Annotated in this window: 15 protein-coding genes; 5 read left to right on the top strand and 10 right to left on the bottom strand. The window is 70.1% G+C overall.

The features are described 5' to 3' along the window. Positions 1-131: 131 nt before the first annotated feature. From C6N31_RS20725 to C6N31_RS20750, 6 genes are all read right to left on the bottom strand, one after another. Positions 132-1,202 carry a sugar ABC transporter substrate-binding protein gene (locus C6N31_RS20725; RefSeq protein WP_198357961.1) on the bottom strand — a complete coding sequence of 357 codons (1,071 nt, stop codon included), beginning with the start codon at positions 1,200-1,202 and terminating at the stop codon, positions 132-134. Between the two features lie 150 nt (positions 1,203-1,352). Continuing rightward, the gene (locus tag C6N31_RS20730; protein ID WP_138354276.1) at positions 1,353-2,567 is read right to left on the bottom strand and encodes an ROK family transcriptional regulator; all 1,215 of its coding nucleotides are present in this window, start codon (positions 2,565-2,567) and stop codon (positions 1,353-1,355) included. Positions 2,568-2,751: 184 nt separating this feature from the next. Further along, positions 2,752-3,855, bottom strand: a complete 1,104-nt coding sequence (locus C6N31_RS20735) for a glycosyltransferase family 2 protein (RefSeq protein ID WP_138354275.1) — start codon at positions 3,853-3,855, stop codon at positions 2,752-2,754. Beyond that, positions 3,794-5,494, bottom strand: coding sequence for a condensation domain-containing protein (locus C6N31_RS20740; protein ID WP_138354274.1), 1,701 nt, complete (start codon positions 5,492-5,494; stop codon positions 3,794-3,796). The genes C6N31_RS20735 and C6N31_RS20740 overlap by 62 nt, the downstream gene beginning before the upstream one ends. Further along, positions 5,491-6,126, bottom strand: a complete 636-nt coding sequence (locus C6N31_RS20745; RefSeq protein ID WP_198357957.1) for an HAD family hydrolase — start codon at positions 6,124-6,126, stop codon at positions 5,491-5,493. The genes C6N31_RS20740 and C6N31_RS20745 overlap by 4 nt, the downstream gene beginning before the upstream one ends. Next, positions 6,123-7,322: a nicotinate-nucleotide--dimethylbenzimidazole phosphoribosyltransferase gene (locus tag C6N31_RS20750; protein ID WP_198357958.1), complete on the bottom strand. Its 1,200-nt coding sequence runs from the start codon at positions 7,320-7,322 to the stop codon at positions 6,123-6,125. Before C6N31_RS20750 ends, C6N31_RS20745 begins: the two co-directional genes overlap by 4 nt. Positions 7,323-7,624: 302 nt before the next feature. On the opposite strand from C6N31_RS20750, the gene C6N31_RS20755 reads away from it, so the two are divergent. Genes C6N31_RS20755 through C6N31_RS20775 form a run of 5 tightly spaced genes read left to right on the top strand, consistent with a single transcriptional unit; the run spans position 7,625 to position 12,175 of the window. Further along, entirely contained in the window at positions 7,625-7,876 is a 252-nt protein-coding gene (locus C6N31_RS20755; protein ID WP_138354271.1) for an acyl carrier protein, read from the top strand. Positions 7,877-7,907: 31 nt separating this feature from the next. After that, entirely contained in the window at positions 7,908-9,311 is a 1,404-nt protein-coding gene (locus C6N31_RS20760) for a class I adenylate-forming enzyme family protein (protein ID WP_138354270.1), read from the top strand. A gap of 2 nt (positions 9,312-9,313) precedes the next feature. Next, positions 9,314-9,850 carry a hypothetical protein gene (locus C6N31_RS20765; RefSeq protein ID WP_138354269.1) on the top strand — a complete coding sequence of 179 codons (537 nt, stop codon included), beginning with the start codon at positions 9,314-9,316 and terminating at the stop codon, positions 9,848-9,850. Then, positions 9,847-11,136, top strand: a complete 1,290-nt coding sequence (locus tag C6N31_RS20770) for an NDP-hexose 2,3-dehydratase family protein (RefSeq protein ID WP_138354268.1) — start codon at positions 9,847-9,849, stop codon at positions 11,134-11,136. Before C6N31_RS20765 ends, C6N31_RS20770 begins: the two co-directional genes overlap by 4 nt. A gap of 40 nt (positions 11,137-11,176) precedes the next feature. Then, entirely contained in the window at positions 11,177-12,175 is a 999-nt protein-coding gene (locus C6N31_RS20775) for a Gfo/Idh/MocA family protein (RefSeq protein WP_138354267.1), read from the top strand. Between the two features lie 5 nt (positions 12,176-12,180). Here C6N31_RS20775 and C6N31_RS20780 read toward each other — a convergent pair whose 3' ends face one another. Genes C6N31_RS20780 through ngcE form a run of 4 tightly spaced genes read right to left on the bottom strand, consistent with a single transcriptional unit; the run spans position 12,181 to position 16,358 of the window. Continuing rightward, positions 12,181-13,005, bottom strand: coding sequence for an aldo/keto reductase (locus C6N31_RS20780; protein WP_138354266.1), 825 nt, complete (start codon positions 13,003-13,005; stop codon positions 12,181-12,183). Between the two features lie 36 nt (positions 13,006-13,041). Continuing rightward, complete coding sequence (locus C6N31_RS20785; RefSeq protein ID WP_138354265.1) at positions 13,042-13,956, bottom strand: carbohydrate ABC transporter permease; 915 nt, start codon at positions 13,954-13,956, stop codon at positions 13,042-13,044. Between the two features lie 10 nt (positions 13,957-13,966). Then, positions 13,967-14,896, bottom strand: coding sequence for a carbohydrate ABC transporter permease (locus C6N31_RS20790; RefSeq protein WP_138354264.1), 930 nt, complete (start codon positions 14,894-14,896; stop codon positions 13,967-13,969). 43 nt (positions 14,897-14,939) lie between these two features. Further along, positions 14,940-16,358: an N-acetylglucosamine/diacetylchitobiose ABC transporter substrate-binding protein gene (ngcE, locus tag C6N31_RS20795; protein WP_138354263.1), complete on the bottom strand. Its 1,419-nt coding sequence runs from the start codon at positions 16,356-16,358 to the stop codon at positions 14,940-14,942. Positions 16,359-16,787 lie beyond the last annotated feature (429 nt).

Raw genomic sequence — 16,787 nt, forward strand, 5'->3', positions numbered from 1 at the left:
GAATACGTGGGGGTAAGTCCCGTGACCCGTAAGCGTTTCCGTCCGGCGCCCCACCCCGAAGCGGGGATGATGGTGGGGCGGGGCGCCGGACAGGCTTTTACGGGACCGGGGGCCTTGTGAGCCCCGGGGTTTTACTGAATGCCGGCGGCCTTGCAGGCGGCGGCGTAGTCAGCGGTGCAGATCTGGGCCACGGTGTAGAGCTGGTCCTTGACGACCGTGTCCTTGATGTTGGCCTTGGTCACCGACACCGCGGGGAGCAGCTTCGCGGGCACGGTGGTGCCGGAACCGCTGGTCGCCGTGATGTCCGCGACGGACTTGACGTCCTCACCGTTGAGCAGCTTGACCGCGATCTCGGCGGTCGCGTCGGCCTCGGGCTTGAAGGCCTTGTAGACGGTGCTGGTCTGCTGGTCCGCGAGGATCCGCTGGACACCGGCGAGCTCGGCGTCCTGACCGGTCAGCGGGACGTTGATGCCCGCGCCCTTGAGGGCGGTGGCGATACCGCCGGCCATGCCGTCGTTGGCGGAGTAGACACCGGCGATGTTCTTGGCGCCGAGCTGGGTGATGGCCGCCGTGACCTTCTGGTTGGCGACGGTGTCCTTCCACAGACCGCTCTGCTCGTACGCGATCTTGACCTTGCCGTCGAGCGCCTTGTGGGCACCGGCCTTGAACTGCGCGGCGTTCGGGTCGGCGTCGTCACCGTTGATCATGACAACGTTGGCAGTCGGGGTGGCCTTGGCGCCCATGGCGTCGAGGAGGGCCTGACCCTGCAGCTCGCCGACCTTCTCGTTGTCGTAGGAGACGTAGGCGGAGACGGGGCCCTGGGCGAAGCGGTCGTACGCCACGACCTTGATGCCCTTGTCCACGGCCGCCTGGACCGAGGCCTTGATGCCGACCGCGTCCTGCGGGTCGAGGATCAGGACCTTGACGCCCTTGGTGATCATGCTGCTGACCTGCTGCGCCTGCTTGGCCGGGTCGCCGGCGGCGTTCGCGTACTCGATCTTGCAGTCGGAGCAGAGCGACTTGATCTTCGCTTCGATCAGCGGGCGGTCGAACTTCTCGTAGCGCGTCGTCGCGTTCTCCGGAAGGAGCAGGCCGATCGACTTGTCCTTGCTGCTGTCGGACTTGTTGTCTCCGGCCTTGCCGCACGCGGCCACGGACAGGGCCATCGTTACCGCAAGCGAGCCAATTACGGCACGACGCATCATTGCGTTCATTTTGGGTTGCCTCCCTGACGAGGCCGCAACGCTGCGGCCGAGGTTCACGTGAGTCAACTCCGCCGTTGCCATGCCGTCAATAAGTAAACACTTAACGAGATGGCAACGGCGCGTTTCGTTAGCTGTGTGAACCCAGGGTTATGCAGGTCGTTGCGCTGAAAGGGCCGGAACCGCCGCCGGAGCATTTCCATCAAGAAGGGTCGAATCACCCATTTCGCTCAGTACCAGAGCGAGCGCTCCGAGTACTTCCGCGCGTGCGCCGAGCCCGCCGGGGACGATCGACAGCTGCCGGGCCGCGCTCGGAATGGCGTAGCGCGCCACCGACTCGCGGATCGGCGCCAGCACCAGCTCGCCGGCCTCCGCGAGATCGCCCCCGAGGACGACCCTGCTGGGGTTGAGGAGGTTGCAGAGACTGGCCACGCCCATGCCGATGTGCCGCCCCACGTCCGCGATCACCCGGCGGCAGCCCGGATCGCCCTCCCGGGCGTACTGGACCATCCGCGGCACCGTGAGATCGGCGCCGTGGCTGCTGCGCAGCAGCTCCAGGGTGTAGCGCGCGGCGGTGAAGGTCTCCAGGCAGCCGCGGTTGCCGCAGCGGCACACCGGGCCCGACTCGTCCAGCGTGATGTGCCCTATCTCGCCCGCCGTGCCGCCCGGGCCGCGGTAGATGCGGCCGTCTATCACCAGGCCCGCGCCGACGCCGCTGGCGACCTTGATGTAGGCCAGGTCCCGTACCCCGCGGCCGCCGCCCCAGACCAGTTCGCCCAGCGCGCCCAGGTTGGCGTCGTTGTCCACCTTCACGGGCATGCCGAGTCGGTCGGACAGCTCCTGACGTGGGTTGATGCCGCTCCAGCCGGGCAGGATCGCGGTCGATCCGATGGCTCCGGACTCCACGTCTATGGGGCCGGGGACACCGAGGCCGACCCCGAGCACCTTGTCCACGCCTATGCCGGTCGACTCGATCAGCTGGGCGACCAGCTGCTCGGCCCGGTCGAAGCCCTGGGACGCGGAGGCGTCCACGTCGATCGGCTCGGACTGCTCGGCCAGCACCTGGTGCGCCAGGTTCCCCACCGCCACCCGCAGGTGGGAGTGTCCGAAGTCGACGCCCACGACGATGCCGACATCGCCGGACAGCGCAACGCTGCGGGCCCGTCTTCCTCCGGAGGAGGTAGGCGTGACCTGCACCGTTCCGTTGTCCCGCAGCTCCCGGACGATATTGGAGACCGTGGCGGCGGACAGCCCGGTACTCCGGGCGATCTCCGCCTGGGTGAGCGAGCCTGCCAGCCGTACGGCGCGGACCACACGCTCTAGGTTGGCCCGGTGCAGCGATGACTGCGATCCCGGAGTCTCCACGACCATCCACTCCTGCCTCGGCAGGCGGTACAAACCGCCGCCCGAACGGACGAGGCCGCACCAGTGAGACCCCGTCGTCTACAACATGTGAACCCTAAGCTGAGCCTTCAGGGTGATGTCCCGTCAAGGGCTGAGACCATTCTGCGACGGAAAGCCCGATGCGTCATAGGTCGCCCGTACCCTCTCAGCGCCTCAGGACGTCACGGAGGGAAGACGTGTCGCGGCGCAGCAGCTCGTCCTCGACGAAGGTGACCTCGTAGTCGTTCTCCCCACCGGTCATCCGCAGCACGAGCCGGCCGTCGTCCGCGATCACCGCCGTCGCAGGACCGCCCGTCGATTCGTCCCGGCCGGCGAGTACCCAGCCGAGATCCGGATCCCGCCGCACGTACACAAGGTGATCGCGCCCGATGCCCGCCCGGGCGAGCACCGCCGCGTCCACCCCGGGCGCCGCGAGCGGATCGTGCGCCTCCGGCAGCCCGTCCGTGCCGGTCCGCTGGAGCAGGGCGATCTTGACCGCCCGGCGCAGCCGCGGGTCCCGGGTCTCGGCCAGGAAGCGGCCGAGCACCTCGGTCTCCGCCGTGTTCCGCGCGAAACCGCCCGCGTAGCTGGAGGCACGGACGCGGTAGACGTACGAAGGGTCCGCCGGCTTGCTGACGACCGCGCCCGCGGCGACCAGCCGCAGCCACAGGTCCCACTCCTCGCCGTAGGCGATCTTCCGGAAGCCGCCGACCTTGTCGTACAGCGCCCGGCTGTACAGCGCGCCGACCACGACGTAGTTCTGCGCGAGCAGCTGGACGAGCTGATCGCCGGGGAGCGGCAGCCGGCCCTTGGTGTACGTGCCGGGGACGAACGGCCCGGTGCCGGTCCAGGTCAGCGGGCGGGGGCTGATCAGCCCCGGGCTGGCCTCGTAGGCGTCGCACATCGCCTCGACATGGTGCGGAAGGAAGGCGTCGTCGCCGTCGAGCTGGCACACCAGGTCGGTGCCGAGCCGCTCGATCCCGGTCCCCCGGGCGCCCCAGACACCGAGGCGGCGGGTGTTGCGGACCAGTGTCAGCGGCAGCACCTCGCTCCAGCGCTCCACGCGCCGCACGGTGTCGTCGTCGGAGCAGTCGTCCACGACGACGATCTGGTCGACGGGCCGGGTCTGCATGGCCACCGACCCCAGGGCCTGGTCGATGAAGTCCGAGGAGTTCATGGCGGGGACGATGACGCCGACCGTCGGTCGGTCAGTGGGACGCGACACGGAACTGGGGCCTTTCGACAAGGTAGTAGTGCGGGAGAACGACATCGGGCAGGACGGAGAGCGCCGCTTCGTACGCGCGCCGCACCTCCGCGACGGTGACGGGCCGGCCGCCGTCGCCCCTTGCGTGCGGGACCACCCGCACCGTCACCCGGGGCGCCCCGGCGGCGTCCCGGTCGACGAGCAGTTCGGCGTCGGCCACGGCTTCCAGGCCGAGCAGGGCCCGGCGCATGGCACCGAGATCGGCCCAGGAGGCGTCGGTCAGCAGCCAGTCGTCACCCCTGGCAAGGGGCCGGACGAGGAAGCCGTCCGGCGCCGCCATCGGGACCCCGGGGCGGCGGGCGGACTCGGTCAGCAGCGTCTCCATGTCCAGGAGCAGCCCGCGGACGTCGTCCCGGGGCAGGTACGCGGTGTCCGCGACCAGTCGGTGCACGGTGATCGGGCCCTCCGGCTCGGAGCTCACGTTGTAGTAGAGCTTCAGGGCGGGCAGGGCGAACGGCGCCGCCCAGGAGAAGGACCGGTCGTCCGCGCCCTCCTCCGCCGTGTCCTCCGGTGTCCGGGTCCGCTGTTCCGGCTCGCCGAACAGCAGAGTGGTGTCGTTGTGCAGGACGGACAGGTCCAGCCGCTGCCCCCGGGCCTGGCCCGCCGCCGCGATCAGCCCGTCGAGATCCGCCGGGTCGTACTGGGCCCTGGCGTACCCGCGCAGCGTGTCCTTGTGGGTGGCGCGGACGACGTCGTCGAACGCGGGCCCGGAGACATCGGGGCAGAGCACGACATCGGAGGCGAGCGGGGCGACCATGCCCTGCCGGTCCGCGCCGACCCGGTTGGCGAAGATCGTCTTCAGCGCGCAGCGGGTGGTGCCGTTGCGGCGCGCGAGGAGCGCCGCGAACGCCGCGAGGTGCACGGTCGCCGTGCTCACCTGGCAGCGCAGGGCGATCGTCCGGGCGGCGGCGTCCATCGGGGCGGAGCGCAGCTCGCCGTGCGCGGCCCCGGGATCGCCCGACGCCCCCGCGAACATCGACTGCGGGGCGCCGTCGAGGACCTTGCGCACATACGCGCCCGACCGGCGGTTCATCGCCCGGCCCCGCTCGGACTGCTCCTGCTCCGCCAGATCCAGCGGCTGGGTGCGCCGCGGCCCGGCCGCATCGGCGGCGGGCCGGCCCGCCAGCCGGTCCCGCAGATCCTGTTCCAGGATCCGCAGCGCCCAGCCGTCCAGCGCCACATGGGAGAGATAGAGAAGGACGCGGAACGGCGCTCCCCCGGGCGCCAGCAGCAGCGTGACCCGGATCCCCCATTCGTGTGAGAGGTCGAAGCCGGACTCCGCCATCCGGGTGTGCAGCCGGACGGTCTCGGCCTCGGGATCGGCGCCGGCCGCCATGGGTTCGATCCGGACGGGCAGCCGTCCCTCCCCCTGGACCGACTGCCGGGGCGGCTCAGCGTCCGTTCCCGGGAGGTAGACGGTGCGCAGGCTCTCGTACGCGGCCACCACCTGCCGCAGGGCGGCCAGCACGTCCTCGGTGGTGAAGGTGCCGTCCAGCTCCACGAAGTACTTGATGTTGTAGTCGTAGGCGTGCGCCTCGGTCCTGCTCCGCACCGCCTCGTAGATCACCCGTTGTCCCCACGTCAGGGGTGCCTGGGCGGAGCGCAGTCCCGCGAGGTCCAGCTGGGCCGTCCACGTGTCGGTCACCCCTCGCTCCCGGCGGCCGGCAGGAGAGAGGCGGTCAGCAGGGCGGGCAGTCCGGCGAGCGACGCCAGTGCGGCGCCCGGGGCGCCCCCCACCAGATAGGTGGCAATGCCCGCCGCCTCCCCCTGCCGGACGTCGTGCGCGGTGTCCCCGGCGAAGACCACCTCGGCCGCGGAGAGTCCCAGCAGTCCCCGGGCCCGGTGCAGACCCTCCGGGGCCGGCTTGGGCTCGTCGACGTCCTCGCGGGCGACCAGCAGCGGGATGTCGAGGCCCGCGGCGGTGAGCAGCAGGGCCGCGGCGGCCCGGGAGCGGCCGGTGCACACCCCGAGGGCGAGGCCCAGCGCGGCCAGCTCCTCGATCGCCTCGGCGGCGCCCGGCCGGGGCGGGGCGGGTGCCTCCGCGAGCGCGAGCGGGAAGTGCGCGTTGTAGGCCGCCATCGCCCGCTCGGCGAGCGGCTCACCGACCAGCCGGACGAGCGTCGCCCGATCGGTCGCGGCCGACCGGGTCGCGATGAGGGCCGCGCTCGGCCGCGGCAGCCCGAGGTCCTGGCACGCCGCGCGCAGACAGCTCACATGCACGCCCCGGGACTCCACCAGCGTTCCGTCGAGATCGAGGATGACGCCCCGCACCGTCATATGCGTTCGCTTCCTGAAGGGTCGGGGGACTGCGCCGTCGCGTTGCGGGACTGCTCGTTCGATGGAGGAGAAGCCGCAGGTGGAGGGCCGGATGCGGCGGCCAGTTCGGTCACCGCGAGCAGCGCGTTGACCGGGCCGGCCGCGAGCGCGGCGCCCGATCCCATGCCGAGCCGCATCTCCAGGTCGAGCACCGGCTTCAGCCCCATCTCGTCCAGCAGCATCCGGTGGGCGGGTTCGGTGGAGACATGGGAGGCCACCAGGTACTCGCGGACCTGCGGGCACAGCCGGCAGGCGATGAGCGCGGACACCGCCGTCATACAGCCGTCGAGCACCACCAGGCAGCCGCGGGCGGCGGCGGCCAGGATCACGCCGACGTTGCCGCACAGCTCGTAACCGCCGAGCGCGGCGAGCTGCCGGACCGGATCCCCGCCGTGGACCGGATCGCCGTCGGGCCCGGACGTGCGCTCCAGCGCCTGTTCCACCAGCCGCGTCTTGAGCCGGACGATCTCCTCGCCGACGCCGGAGCCCCTGCCCGCGAGGTCCCGCGGGTCGGCCCCGAGCAGCCGGGCGGCCAGCGCGGCGGCCGACGTCGTGTTGCCGACGCCGATCTCACCGCAGGCGGCCATGCTCCCGGCGGGGAAGACCTCGTGGGCGAACCGGGCGCCGGCCTCGATCGAGTCCAGCGCCTGTCCGAAGGTCATCGCGTCGGCGCGGGTGATGTCCGCCGTGCCGTATCCGATCTTGTAGCGGTGGTCCCCGGTGTCGGTGCGCAGCCCCAGGTCCGCGGCCTCCACCCGGCCGCCCACCCGGGCGGCGAGCGCGCAGACGGGTGCCTGTCCCGCGACGATCTCCGCGAAGAGCCGGGCGGTGGCCTCCGGCCGGTGCGCGGAGACTCCGTGCTCGGCCACCCCGTGGTCGCCCGCCAGTACCGAGACCACGACCGGCAGCGGCCGGGCGCGGTGCGTCCGCAGGATGCCCGCGACCTGCCAGCCGATCTCGTCGAGGCGGCCGAGACTGCCGGCCGGTCTGGATCCTGTCGCGGCGACCAGTCGCGCCAGCCGCGCGGTCCGCCGGTCGAACGCGCCGACCGCGTCGGTCAGCACGCCCAGCCGTTCCTCCGGCCGTACTCCGGCACGCTCGGCGGCACCGCCGCCGGCCTCGTGCCCGCTCCGGTCCGCCGCCCTCGAAACCTCCACCAGCCCTCCCCCGTCGAAGCGTTCACCACGGCCGCTCCCCCGGCCCCGGCCGCAGCCGGGCCACACAGTACGCGGCGGTTTTGCCGATGTCACGAAGTGATCCCCGGCGCTCGGGAGCTGTCCGGGAGACCGTTCGGGGACCGCGTCAAAAGTCCAAGCGCTCCTCCCCGGAAGCCCAAGCGCTCTTCAAGGAAAGCCCTTTCGCCCCCACTGGGCCCACTGTTAGGCTCGCGCCCTCAACCGGTCTAGACAACTTATCGGCTGAGTACGGGGCGATCCTGCCATGGCGTGGGAGAGGGACGATGATTTCTCGGGAGACAGTCGTGGCGGCGCTCGTCGGCCGCCTCGCGGAAACCCTGCCGGAAGCGCGCGGTGCCGCGCTCCAGGAGACGGACGATCTGCGGCAGTTCGCCGGATTCGACTCCCTGGGAATCCTGGAGACGCTGGTGTGGCTGGAGTCGGAGTTCGACATCACCATCCCGGACGAGGACCTGGACGTGGAGAACTTCCAGTCGGTCGGCAGGATGGCCGACTTCGTCCTCACCCACCGCTGACCGGCTCTTGACCGGATATCCAGGAGGAGCAGTGGCGGACGCCGGATTCTTCGCGGCAGTTCGGGACGGGGCGGGACGGAGCGACGACGTCGCCCTCATCTCCGGCAAGCGGGCATGGACCTACCGTGAGTTGATCACCTCGGCGGAAATCTTCGCCGGGCACCTCGGGCGGCACCCCACCACGGGACTGCCGGTTGTGGTGGACGTCGCCGACGCGGCTGTCCGCGCGGTCGTCACCCTCGCCGCGGACCTGGCCCAACTGACCGTCCTGCACAGCGATCCCGGCGCGCCCACCGACTTCGGCGGGCTCGTCGTCCGGGACAGCGCGACGCTCCCGGAGCCGTCGGAACCGCCCGCCGTACGGACCACCGACGGCGGCGTCGAGCTGTGGACGCACACCCGGGCCGCCACCCACAGCCTGGCCGGCATCCCGGCCCGCTCTCAGATCTTCCTCACCTCGGGATCCACCGGAACGCCCACCGGCGTCGTCCGGCCGGCCGCCACCGTCCTCACGGACGCGCACCGGATCGCGGCGTTCATGGGATACGAGCAGGGCCTGCCGGGCGTCGTCAGCACCCTTGCCTTCCACTGCTACGGCTTCGCCTACGGCATCGCCGCGCCCCTGCTGCACGGCACCCCGATCCGGCACGTCCCCTCGCGGTCCATACCGTCCCAACTGGCCCGCGCGGTGCGCGAGCACGGGGCGCGGACGCTGGTCGGGCTGCCGTTCCAGTTCCAGCTGCTGGCGGGTACCGCCGCACCGCTGGACTTCGGGGAGCTGCGGATGGCGGTCTCCTCGGGCGCCCCGCTGCCCCCGGCGGCGGCCGGCGCCATCACCGGGCGGTACGACTTCGCCCTCTACAACGCGTACGGGTCCTCGGAGACCGGGGCGCTCTCCGCGGCGCTCAGCACCGGGGAGCAGTTGCCGGGCGAGGTCGGCACACCGTTCCCCGGCGTCGTCCCCCGGCTGGTCCCGGTCGACGGCGTGTCCGGCGGCGGTGAACTGCAGCTGCGGACCGACGCGTTGGCGGCCGGCTACACCGGCACCGACGGGCTGCTCCCGCTCGACTTCGACGGCGACTGGTACCGCACCGGCGATCTGGCCCGCATCGAAGACGGCGGCATCCGGATCAACGGCCGGCTGAAGAACATCATCAACGTCGCGGGCAAGAAGGTCAGCCCGGCGGAGATCGAACGGGTACTGGCCCGGCACCCGGCGGTGACCGACGTCCAGGTCGTCGCGGCCCCCGACGACGTACGCGGCCAGGTGCCGGCCGCCCGCATCGTCACCAGCTCCGGCCTCACCGTCGCGGAGCTGCTCGCGTGGTGCCAGTCCCGGCTGGCCCCGCACCAGATGCCGCGGCGGGTCAGCTTCCTGGACGAGATCCCCCGGTCGGCGATGGGCAAGCCGCTCAAGGGCCCGGAACCGAGCTAGCCATGGAGAACTCCGCTCCCGGTATCCACCGCACCTCACGCGGCACGTTCATGGAACTGCCCCCGCAGACCCGCATGCTGCTGGAGAGCGAGGGATCGACCACGATCCTGCTGGAGTCCCTGATCGCCTGCCGGCTCACCGTCCGCGTCGACTCCCAGCTTCCGGTGGACGCCGGCTCCCTGGACCGCCGGATCCGCGACGAGCTGGGGCTGTCGCCGCACGCGAAGCCGGTGCTCCGCAGTTCCGCGCTGCTCACCCCCGCCGGGGAGGTCGTCAGCAGCAACCGTGTCGTCTTCGACGGGGCGGCCGTGCCGTGGCTCGCGGACACCCAGGACTCCACGCCGCTGGGCCGTGAACTGCGCGCCCGCAACTCCATGCAGCACCGCGTCATCCTCGACAACGGGCTGGCGAGCTGGCCGCCGGGCGGGGCCGGTACGCCCTGCGCGTTCAAGGAGTACATCATCAACTGCTCCGACGGCAGCCGCATCCACCTGCACGAGACGTTCAGCCCGTACTTCGTCCCGGTGCCCGGGCGATGAGCTGGGAGGGGGTTCCCGAACCGTTCCAGGAGTGGTGGGCCAAGCGCGCCAGGGCGGGCTGGTTCGACGTCACCCGGATCCCGTTCGACGAGATGGAGGGCTGGTCCTTCGACGAGCCGACCGGGAACCTGGTCCACGGGAGCGGGAAGTTCTTCTCGGTGGAAGGGCTGCGGGTGACCGACGGGGACGGCCGCGGGACCTGGACCCAGCCGGTGATCCACCAGCCGGAGTTCGGCGTCCTCGGCATCCTCGTGAAGGACTTCGACGGGGTCCCGCACTGTCTGATGCAGGCGAAGATGGAACCCGGCAACATCAACACCCTGCAGCTCTCCCCCACCGTGCAGGCCACCCGCAGCAACTACACCCGGGTGCACGGCGGCCAGCCGACCCGCTACCTCGACCACTTCCGCGGCCCCGGCCGCGGGCAGGTCCTGGTGGACACCCTGCAGTCCGAGCAGGGCACCTGGTTCTGGCAGAAGCGCAACCGCAACATGGTGGTGCGGGTGACCGAGGACGTTCCGCTGCACGAGGACCACCAGTGGATCGCCTGGGACGACCTGCGGCGGATGCTGCGGATCGACGACCTCGTCAACATGGACAGCCGCTCGGTGATCGCCTCACTGCCCTTCCCACCGGGCCCCGGTTCTCCCGGGGCCGCGCACCACTCCATGAGCCACGTCCTCAGCTGGTTCACCGAGGCCAAGACCCGCTGCGACTGGTCCGCGCGGCTGGTGCCGCTGGCCGGTGTGCTGGGCTGGACCCGGTCCGCGCGGCGGATAGCGGACGAGGACGGGGACCGTTTCGACGTCATCGCGGTACGGGTGCAGGCGGGGAACCGGGAGGTGCCCGGCTGGACGCAGCCGCTGCTCGCCCCCCGCGGCCTGGGACTCGCCGCGTTCCTCGTCCGCCGGATCGACGGCGTACCGCATCTGCTCGCGCGCGCCGGGCACGAGCCGGGGCTGCTGGACCGGGTCGAGATCGCGCCCACCGTGCAGCTCCCCGACGCGACGGCCGGCGGCCCGGGCGGAGCGCCGCCGTTCCTCGACGTGGTGAACGGGGCCTCGAAGGACCAGGTGCGCTTCGACACGGTGCTGTCCGAGGAGGGCGGCCGTTTTTACCACGCCAGGACCCGCTACCGGCTGATCGAGGTCGGGGACGAGGTGCCGGTCCGGGTGCCGGAGGACTTCTGCTGGACGACCGTGTCCCAGCTGATGGAACTGGTGGGTCACGGCCATTATCTGAACGTGGAGGCGCGCACCCTGCTCGCCTGCGCGCGGAGCCTGTGACCGGCGACGCGCACCGGTAAATGTGTGAAGGGGAACCCCGATGAGCGAGCCCGAACCGGCCTCCGGCGTCCTGCGGCTCGGGGTGCTGGGCTGCGCCGACTTCGCCTGGCGCAAGATGCTGCCCGCGATCGCCACCGTCCCGGAGCTCCGGATCACGGCACTGGCCAGCCGTGACCCCGCGAACGCGGCACGCTTCGCGGACCGGTTCGGCGGCGAGCCCGTCACCGGGTACGAGGCGCTGCTGGAGCGGGAGGACGTCGACGCCGTGTACGTGGTCCTGCCGACCGGCCTGCACCACCGGTGGGCGATGCGGGCGCTGGACGCCGGCAAGCACGTACTGGCCGAGAAGTCCCTGACGACGGGGGCCGAGGAGGCCGGGGAACTGGTGGCCGCGGCGCGGGACCACGGTCTGTGGCTGATGGAGAACTTCCTCTTCCTCCACCACTCCCAGCACCCGGCCGTGCGCGAGCGGATCGACGCCGGCGCGATCGGTGCGCCGCGCGTCTTCAGCGCCGCCTTCGGCGTCCCGCCGCGCCCCGCCGGCGACATCCGCAACAGCCCTGAGCTCGGCGGCGGCGCCCTGCTGGACGTGGGCGCCTACACCGTCCGCGCGGCGACGTACTTCCTCGGCCCGGATCTCACCCTGGCCGGCTCCCACCTGCGGATCGACGGGCGCACGGGCGTGGACGTGGGCGGCAGCGCCCTGTTCCACACGCCCTCGGGCGTCTCGGCGGAGCTCTCCTTCGGCTTCGACTCCTCCTACCGCACCACCTATGCCCTGTGGGGCTCCGAGGGCCGGATCAGCGTGGACCGGGCCTTCACCCCGCCCGCCGATCTGCTGCCCTCGGTGCGCTGGGAGCGGCAGGACTCGGTGGAGGATCTGGTCCTGCCGGCCGACGACCAGTACGCCAACGGAGCCCGGGCGTTCGCCCACCGGGTGCTGACGGGCGCGCCCTTCGACGCGTACGGGGAGTCGCTGGTGGGCCAGGCGGCGCTGCTGGAGCAGATCAGGGACCGGGCACACCACGCAACGGTCTAGAACCGTTACCCGACGCCGTTCAGATCGGGACCCAGGCGGCGCCCCGCGTCCAGGCCGGCGATAGCCGCCAGGTCCGCGTCGTCCAGGGCGAAGCCGAGCAGGTCCGCGTTCCGCCGGATCCTGGCCGGGTCGGCCGAGCGGGGGATCGCGATGTGGCCGAGCTGCAGATTCCACCGCAGGACGACCTGGGCGGCGGTCACCCCGTACCGCCCCGCGATGGCGGTGAGCACCGGCAGCGTGAGCACGTCGCCCTGGCCCAGGGGGCTGTACGCCTCGGTGGCGATGCCCCGCGCGCGGTGGTGGGCCCGCAGGGCGGGCCGCTGGTACCAGGGGTGCAGTTCGATCTGGTTGACGGCCGGGACGATGCCGGATCCGGCCACCAGCCGTTCGAGGTGCGGGATACAGAAGTTGGAGACACCGATGGCGCGGGCGCGCCCTTCGGCGTGGATCCGTTCCAGCGCCCGCCAGCTCTCCGGGTACAGCTCGCGGTCCGGCTGGGGCCAGTGGATCAGGTAGAGGTCGACGTACTCCAGGCCGAGCGCGGTCAGTGAGGCGTCGAAGGCGCGCAGCGTCCGGTCGTGGCCCTGGTCGGCGTTCCACAGCTTGGTGGTGACGAAGAGGTCCGCGCGGGGCAGCCCCGAGGCGGCGAGCGCCCGGCCGGTGCCGCGCTCGTTGGCGTACACCGCGGCGGTGTCGATACCGCGGTAGCCGCACTCCAGTGCCGTCGACACCGCGACAGCGGTCTGGGCGTCGGTCAGATGACCGACGCCCAGACCGAGCTGTGGCATCGCGGTGCCGGTGTTGAGGGTGACGCGCGGCAGACCGCTCACGCCGCCCCCGTCCGTACCGCGGCTACCCGTGCCCGACTACTTGATCGCACCGGCGGTGAGGCCGGCCTGGATCTGCTTCTGGAAGACGATGTAGACGGCGAGCACCGGAAGCATCGCGATGGCGAGGCCGGCGAAGAGCGCCGCCCAGTCGCCCGCGTACCCCTGCTGCGTCGCCAGGTCCGCCAGCCCCTGCGTCAGCAGGTAGTTCTTGGAGTCGCCCTGGTTGAGGACGATCGGCAGCAGGTACTGATTCCACTGGCCCAGGATGTTGAAGACACCGATGCTGATGAGGCCCGGCTTCGACATCGGCAGCATGATCTGGAAGAAGGTCCTCGTGTGCGAGGACCCGTCGACCAGTGCCGCCTCCGCGATCGAGGTCGGCAGCGTCCGGAAGAACGACGTCATGAAGAACACGGTGAAGGGCAGCGAGTACGCGATGTAGACCAGGATCAGTCCGGGGAACGTGTTCAACAGGCCCAGGTTCTTCGTGACGAAGAAGAGCGGGACCAGCACCATCACGACGGGGAAGGCCATGCCCCCGACGAAGAGGTAGTAGATGAACCGGTTCCCGAAGAACTCGAAGCGCGCCAGGACGTAGGCGGCCATCGAGCCCAGGATCATCGTGCCGGTGGTCGAGAAGCCGACCACGATCGCCGTGTTGATGAAGTACTGGCCGATGTTGGCCTTGTTCCAGGCCCGGGTCCAGTTGTCGAAGTGCAGGTGCGTCGGGAGCGACCAGGGGCTGCCCACGATGTCGCCCGAGGTCTTGAGCGAACTCCAGAGCACCCAGAGCATCGGCACCCCGACCATGAGCGCCCACACCAGGAGGAAGCCGTGGGAGAAGACGTTGAGCACGCCTCCCTCACTGCGCCGCCAGTTGCGTTTGGTGGTCTTTTTGGCGGTCGGGGCCGCCGACTTCTGATTCTCCACAGAAACTGCGTTCGTCGTCATCGCGCCACCCCTAGAACTCGATACGGTCGCGGCGCGACAGCCGCATGCTGAGAACGGCGAAGATCAGCGTCACGATCAGCATCGCGACACCCATCGAGGCCGCGTAACCGAACTGGCTGTTGTCCCGGAAAGCCGTCTTGTACAGCAGCAGGGGCAGCACGTCGGTCGATTCGTCGGGCCCGCCGTTGTTCACCGACATCAGCTGCACGAACGCGAATCCGTCCATGGCCATGATGCCCATGTACACCCAGCCGGTGGCAACCGTGTCCCGCAGCAGCGGCAGGGTGATCCGGAAGAACGTCGTGCCGCGCTCGGCGCCGTCCAGCCGCGCCGCCTCGTAGATCTCGGTCGGGATGGAGGCCATCCCGGCGGAGAACAGCACGACGTAGAAGCCGACGTTCGCCCAGATCATGACGACCATGATGCAGGCCAGTGCGGTGGACTTGTCGCCCAGCCACGCGTGCTGGAGGGAGGCCAGGCCCAGGTTCCCCAGCAGGGCGTTGAGCAGGCCTTCCTTGTTGTCCGGGTTGTAGATCTGCTGCCAGAGCACAGCGATGATCGTGACGGACAGCACCTGCGGGAAGAAGAAGACCACCTTGTAGATGGACGATCCCCGCACGCCGGAGACCCCCGCAGCACTTCCTCTGCGGCGGCCTCCGACGTTGAGCATGAAGGCGAAGAACAGACCGAGCGACAGAGTCACCAGCGGCACCACCAGCAGCATGATGATGTTGTGCGACAACGACTTCCAGAAGAGGTCGTTGTGAATGAGCTTCTGGTAGTTGTCGAGCCCGATGAATTTCTTGTCGGATGAGATTCCGCTCCAGTCCGTCATCGAGATCTGGAAGTCCTGGACGAAGGGCGAGATCACGAGGACCCCGTACAACGCCAAGGGGATTGCCAGAAAGCCGATGATGAACCGGTACTTGCCATGTCGCATGTCGCCGGTCGCTCTCGTCTCAGTCAGTACAAGTGAAGCAGCGTCAGGCGTGCTTGAACTTCGGGACGGAGGAGTCCTTCGCGGTCGCGTCCGAGGCCGCCTGCGCCTTGGTGATCCACTCCGCGGCCTTGATCTTGCCGGAGAGCAGGTCGAGCGTGAGGTTTCCGATGGTCTCTTCGTTCAGCTTCTTGTACCAGTCGCCGAGACGCGGGTTCACCACGTTGGCGGCGGCGGCCTTGAGGCCCTTGCTCGCGGAGGCGAGACCCGGGGTGAGGGTCAGGCCCTCCTCGGCGCCCGCGACGGCGGTCAGGGACTTCAGGGACTCGGTGAACGCCTTGGCCTGGGCCTTGCTCAGCATGATGCGGAGCAGTTCCATGCCGCCGGCCGGGTTCTTGCCGTCCTTGGCGACGATGAAGGGCTCGCCGGCCGCGGCGCGGATGGCACCGAACGGGAGCTTGTCGCTGGCGCCGCCCTGGATCGCGCCGACCGCCAGGTCGAAGTCCTTCGGCATGGTGGGCGCTGCCTCGTTCTCCACCCAGGAACCGTTCGGGATGAAGGCGGCCTTGCCCTTCGTCCAGTCGGTCTGCGCCTGGATGTGGGTCTTGCCCTCGGAACCCTGAAGGATGTAGCCCTTGGCGGCCAGCTCCTCGTAGTACGCGATGACACCCTTGACCGCGTCGGTCTGGAACGCCTTCGGCTCCAGGTTGTCGATGGCGTTGATGCCCTCGACGCCGCCGGCCTTGGCGATCTGGGCGAAGATGTCGAAGTGCACGTAGTACGGGTACTTACCCGGGTACGTGTACGGCGCGATGCCCGCGGCCTTGATCTTCTCGCAGAGCGCCAGCTGCTCCGTGAAGGTCTGCGGGTACGTCCAGCCCTTCGCCTGGAAGAGCTTGTTGGAGTACCAGGTGCCATAGACGGTGAACGCGTAGTTGAGCGCGTACACCTCCTTGCCGCCGTACTGGCCCTGCTCGATGGTGCCGGCGATCAGGGTGTCGCGGACCTTCTTGGCCGGGTCGTCGAAGGACGCGGCGTCGAGCAGCGGGGTGAGGTCGACGAGCTTGCCCTGCTTGGCGAGCGCCGCCGTGTCCAGGTTGTCGGCACCCGAGTTGTCCATGACGTCCGGCGGGCTGCCGCCGGCGAAGCGCGGCTGCAGCTTCGGGCCCAGGGCCTGGGTACCCGTGTGCTTGACCGTCGTCTTGTACGTGGTGTTGTAAGCCGTCTCGGCGTTCTTGACGTAGTCGTCGCCGAAGCCGCCCTTGAAGATGAACGCCTCGAGAGGCGCGCCCTCCTTGACAGCGAGCGGGTTCTTGGCGGACACCGTGCCCGTTTCCTTGGGCTTGTCGGTCTTGTCACCGCTGTCGGAGGCACACGCGGTGAGGAAAGATGCCGACGGTACGGCGACCAGGCCAACGGCCATCGCGCGCTTGACCAGATCCCGGCGGTTCAGTTCGGATCCCATGCTCAAGTCCTCGCCCTCTACAGGACTCATGCGGTGCAGCGGAATCCGCCGGCGCCCGCGAACAGATGAAGCTTCAGTGATGCTGCCATCCACCGAGGAGGGGTGGTCCTGCCACGAGCGGGCGTTTTCGGCCCGTCGATCCCCCCGCCCCGTCCCGCGCTCGCGGGCTTCCCTGGACGCGACAGGTATAGTCCACTTCTCGTTGAGAGGGCAAGATCGAAAGCCCGTTTGGCCGTGAAGCTTTCCCGAGTTGAGACCTGGCCGAAACGCGGAGGAGCAGACTCCGTTTCTGGAACCACCTCGAACAGTAGGCATTTGCCTTCACTTATCTACCATTGATCACCCTCATGTGTTCAGTTCTTGAAGGACAAATGCGGACGGACCGCACCCCCGGGTGAGGGATGCGGTCCGTCCGGACGGCCGTGGCCG

The sequence above is a fragment of the Streptomyces fildesensis genome (assembly GCF_016107395.1).
In the GTDB taxonomy this organism is placed as follows: Bacteria; Actinomycetota; Actinomycetes; order Streptomycetales; family Streptomycetaceae; genus Actinacidiphila; species Actinacidiphila fildesensis.

What these genes read in the sequence shown, in the direction of transcription:
- C6N31_RS20735 (WP_138354275.1), bottom strand. Translation starts at nt 3,855, where the DNA reads ATGTCGTTCTCCCGCACTACTACCTTGTCGAAAGGCCCCAGTTCCGTG.
- C6N31_RS20745 (WP_198357957.1), bottom strand. Translation starts at nt 6,126, where the DNA reads ATGACGGTGCGGGGCGTCATCCTCGATCTCGACGGAACGCTGGTGGAG.
- C6N31_RS20775 (WP_138354267.1), top strand. Translation starts at nt 11,177, where the DNA reads ATGAGCGAGCCCGAACCGGCCTCCGGCGTCCTGCGGCTCGGGGTGCTG.
- ngcE (WP_138354263.1), bottom strand. Translation starts at nt 16,358, where the DNA reads ATGGGATCCGAACTGAACCGCCGGGATCTGGTCAAGCGCGCGATGGCC.
- C6N31_RS20725 (WP_198357961.1), bottom strand. Translation starts at nt 1,202, where the DNA reads ATGCGTCGTGCCGTAATTGGCTCGCTTGCGGTAACGATGGCCCTGTCC.
- C6N31_RS20765 (WP_138354269.1), top strand. Translation starts at nt 9,314, where the DNA reads ATGGAGAACTCCGCTCCCGGTATCCACCGCACCTCACGCGGCACGTTC.
- C6N31_RS20770 (WP_138354268.1), top strand. Translation starts at nt 9,847, where the DNA reads ATGAGCTGGGAGGGGGTTCCCGAACCGTTCCAGGAGTGGTGGGCCAAG.
- C6N31_RS20755 (WP_138354271.1), top strand. Translation starts at nt 7,625, where the DNA reads ATGATTTCTCGGGAGACAGTCGTGGCGGCGCTCGTCGGCCGCCTCGCG.
- C6N31_RS20790 (WP_138354264.1), bottom strand. Translation starts at nt 14,896, where the DNA reads ATGCGACATGGCAAGTACCGGTTCATCATCGGCTTTCTGGCAATCCCC.
- C6N31_RS20785 (WP_138354265.1), bottom strand. Translation starts at nt 13,956, where the DNA reads ATGACGACGAACGCAGTTTCTGTGGAGAATCAGAAGTCGGCGGCCCCG.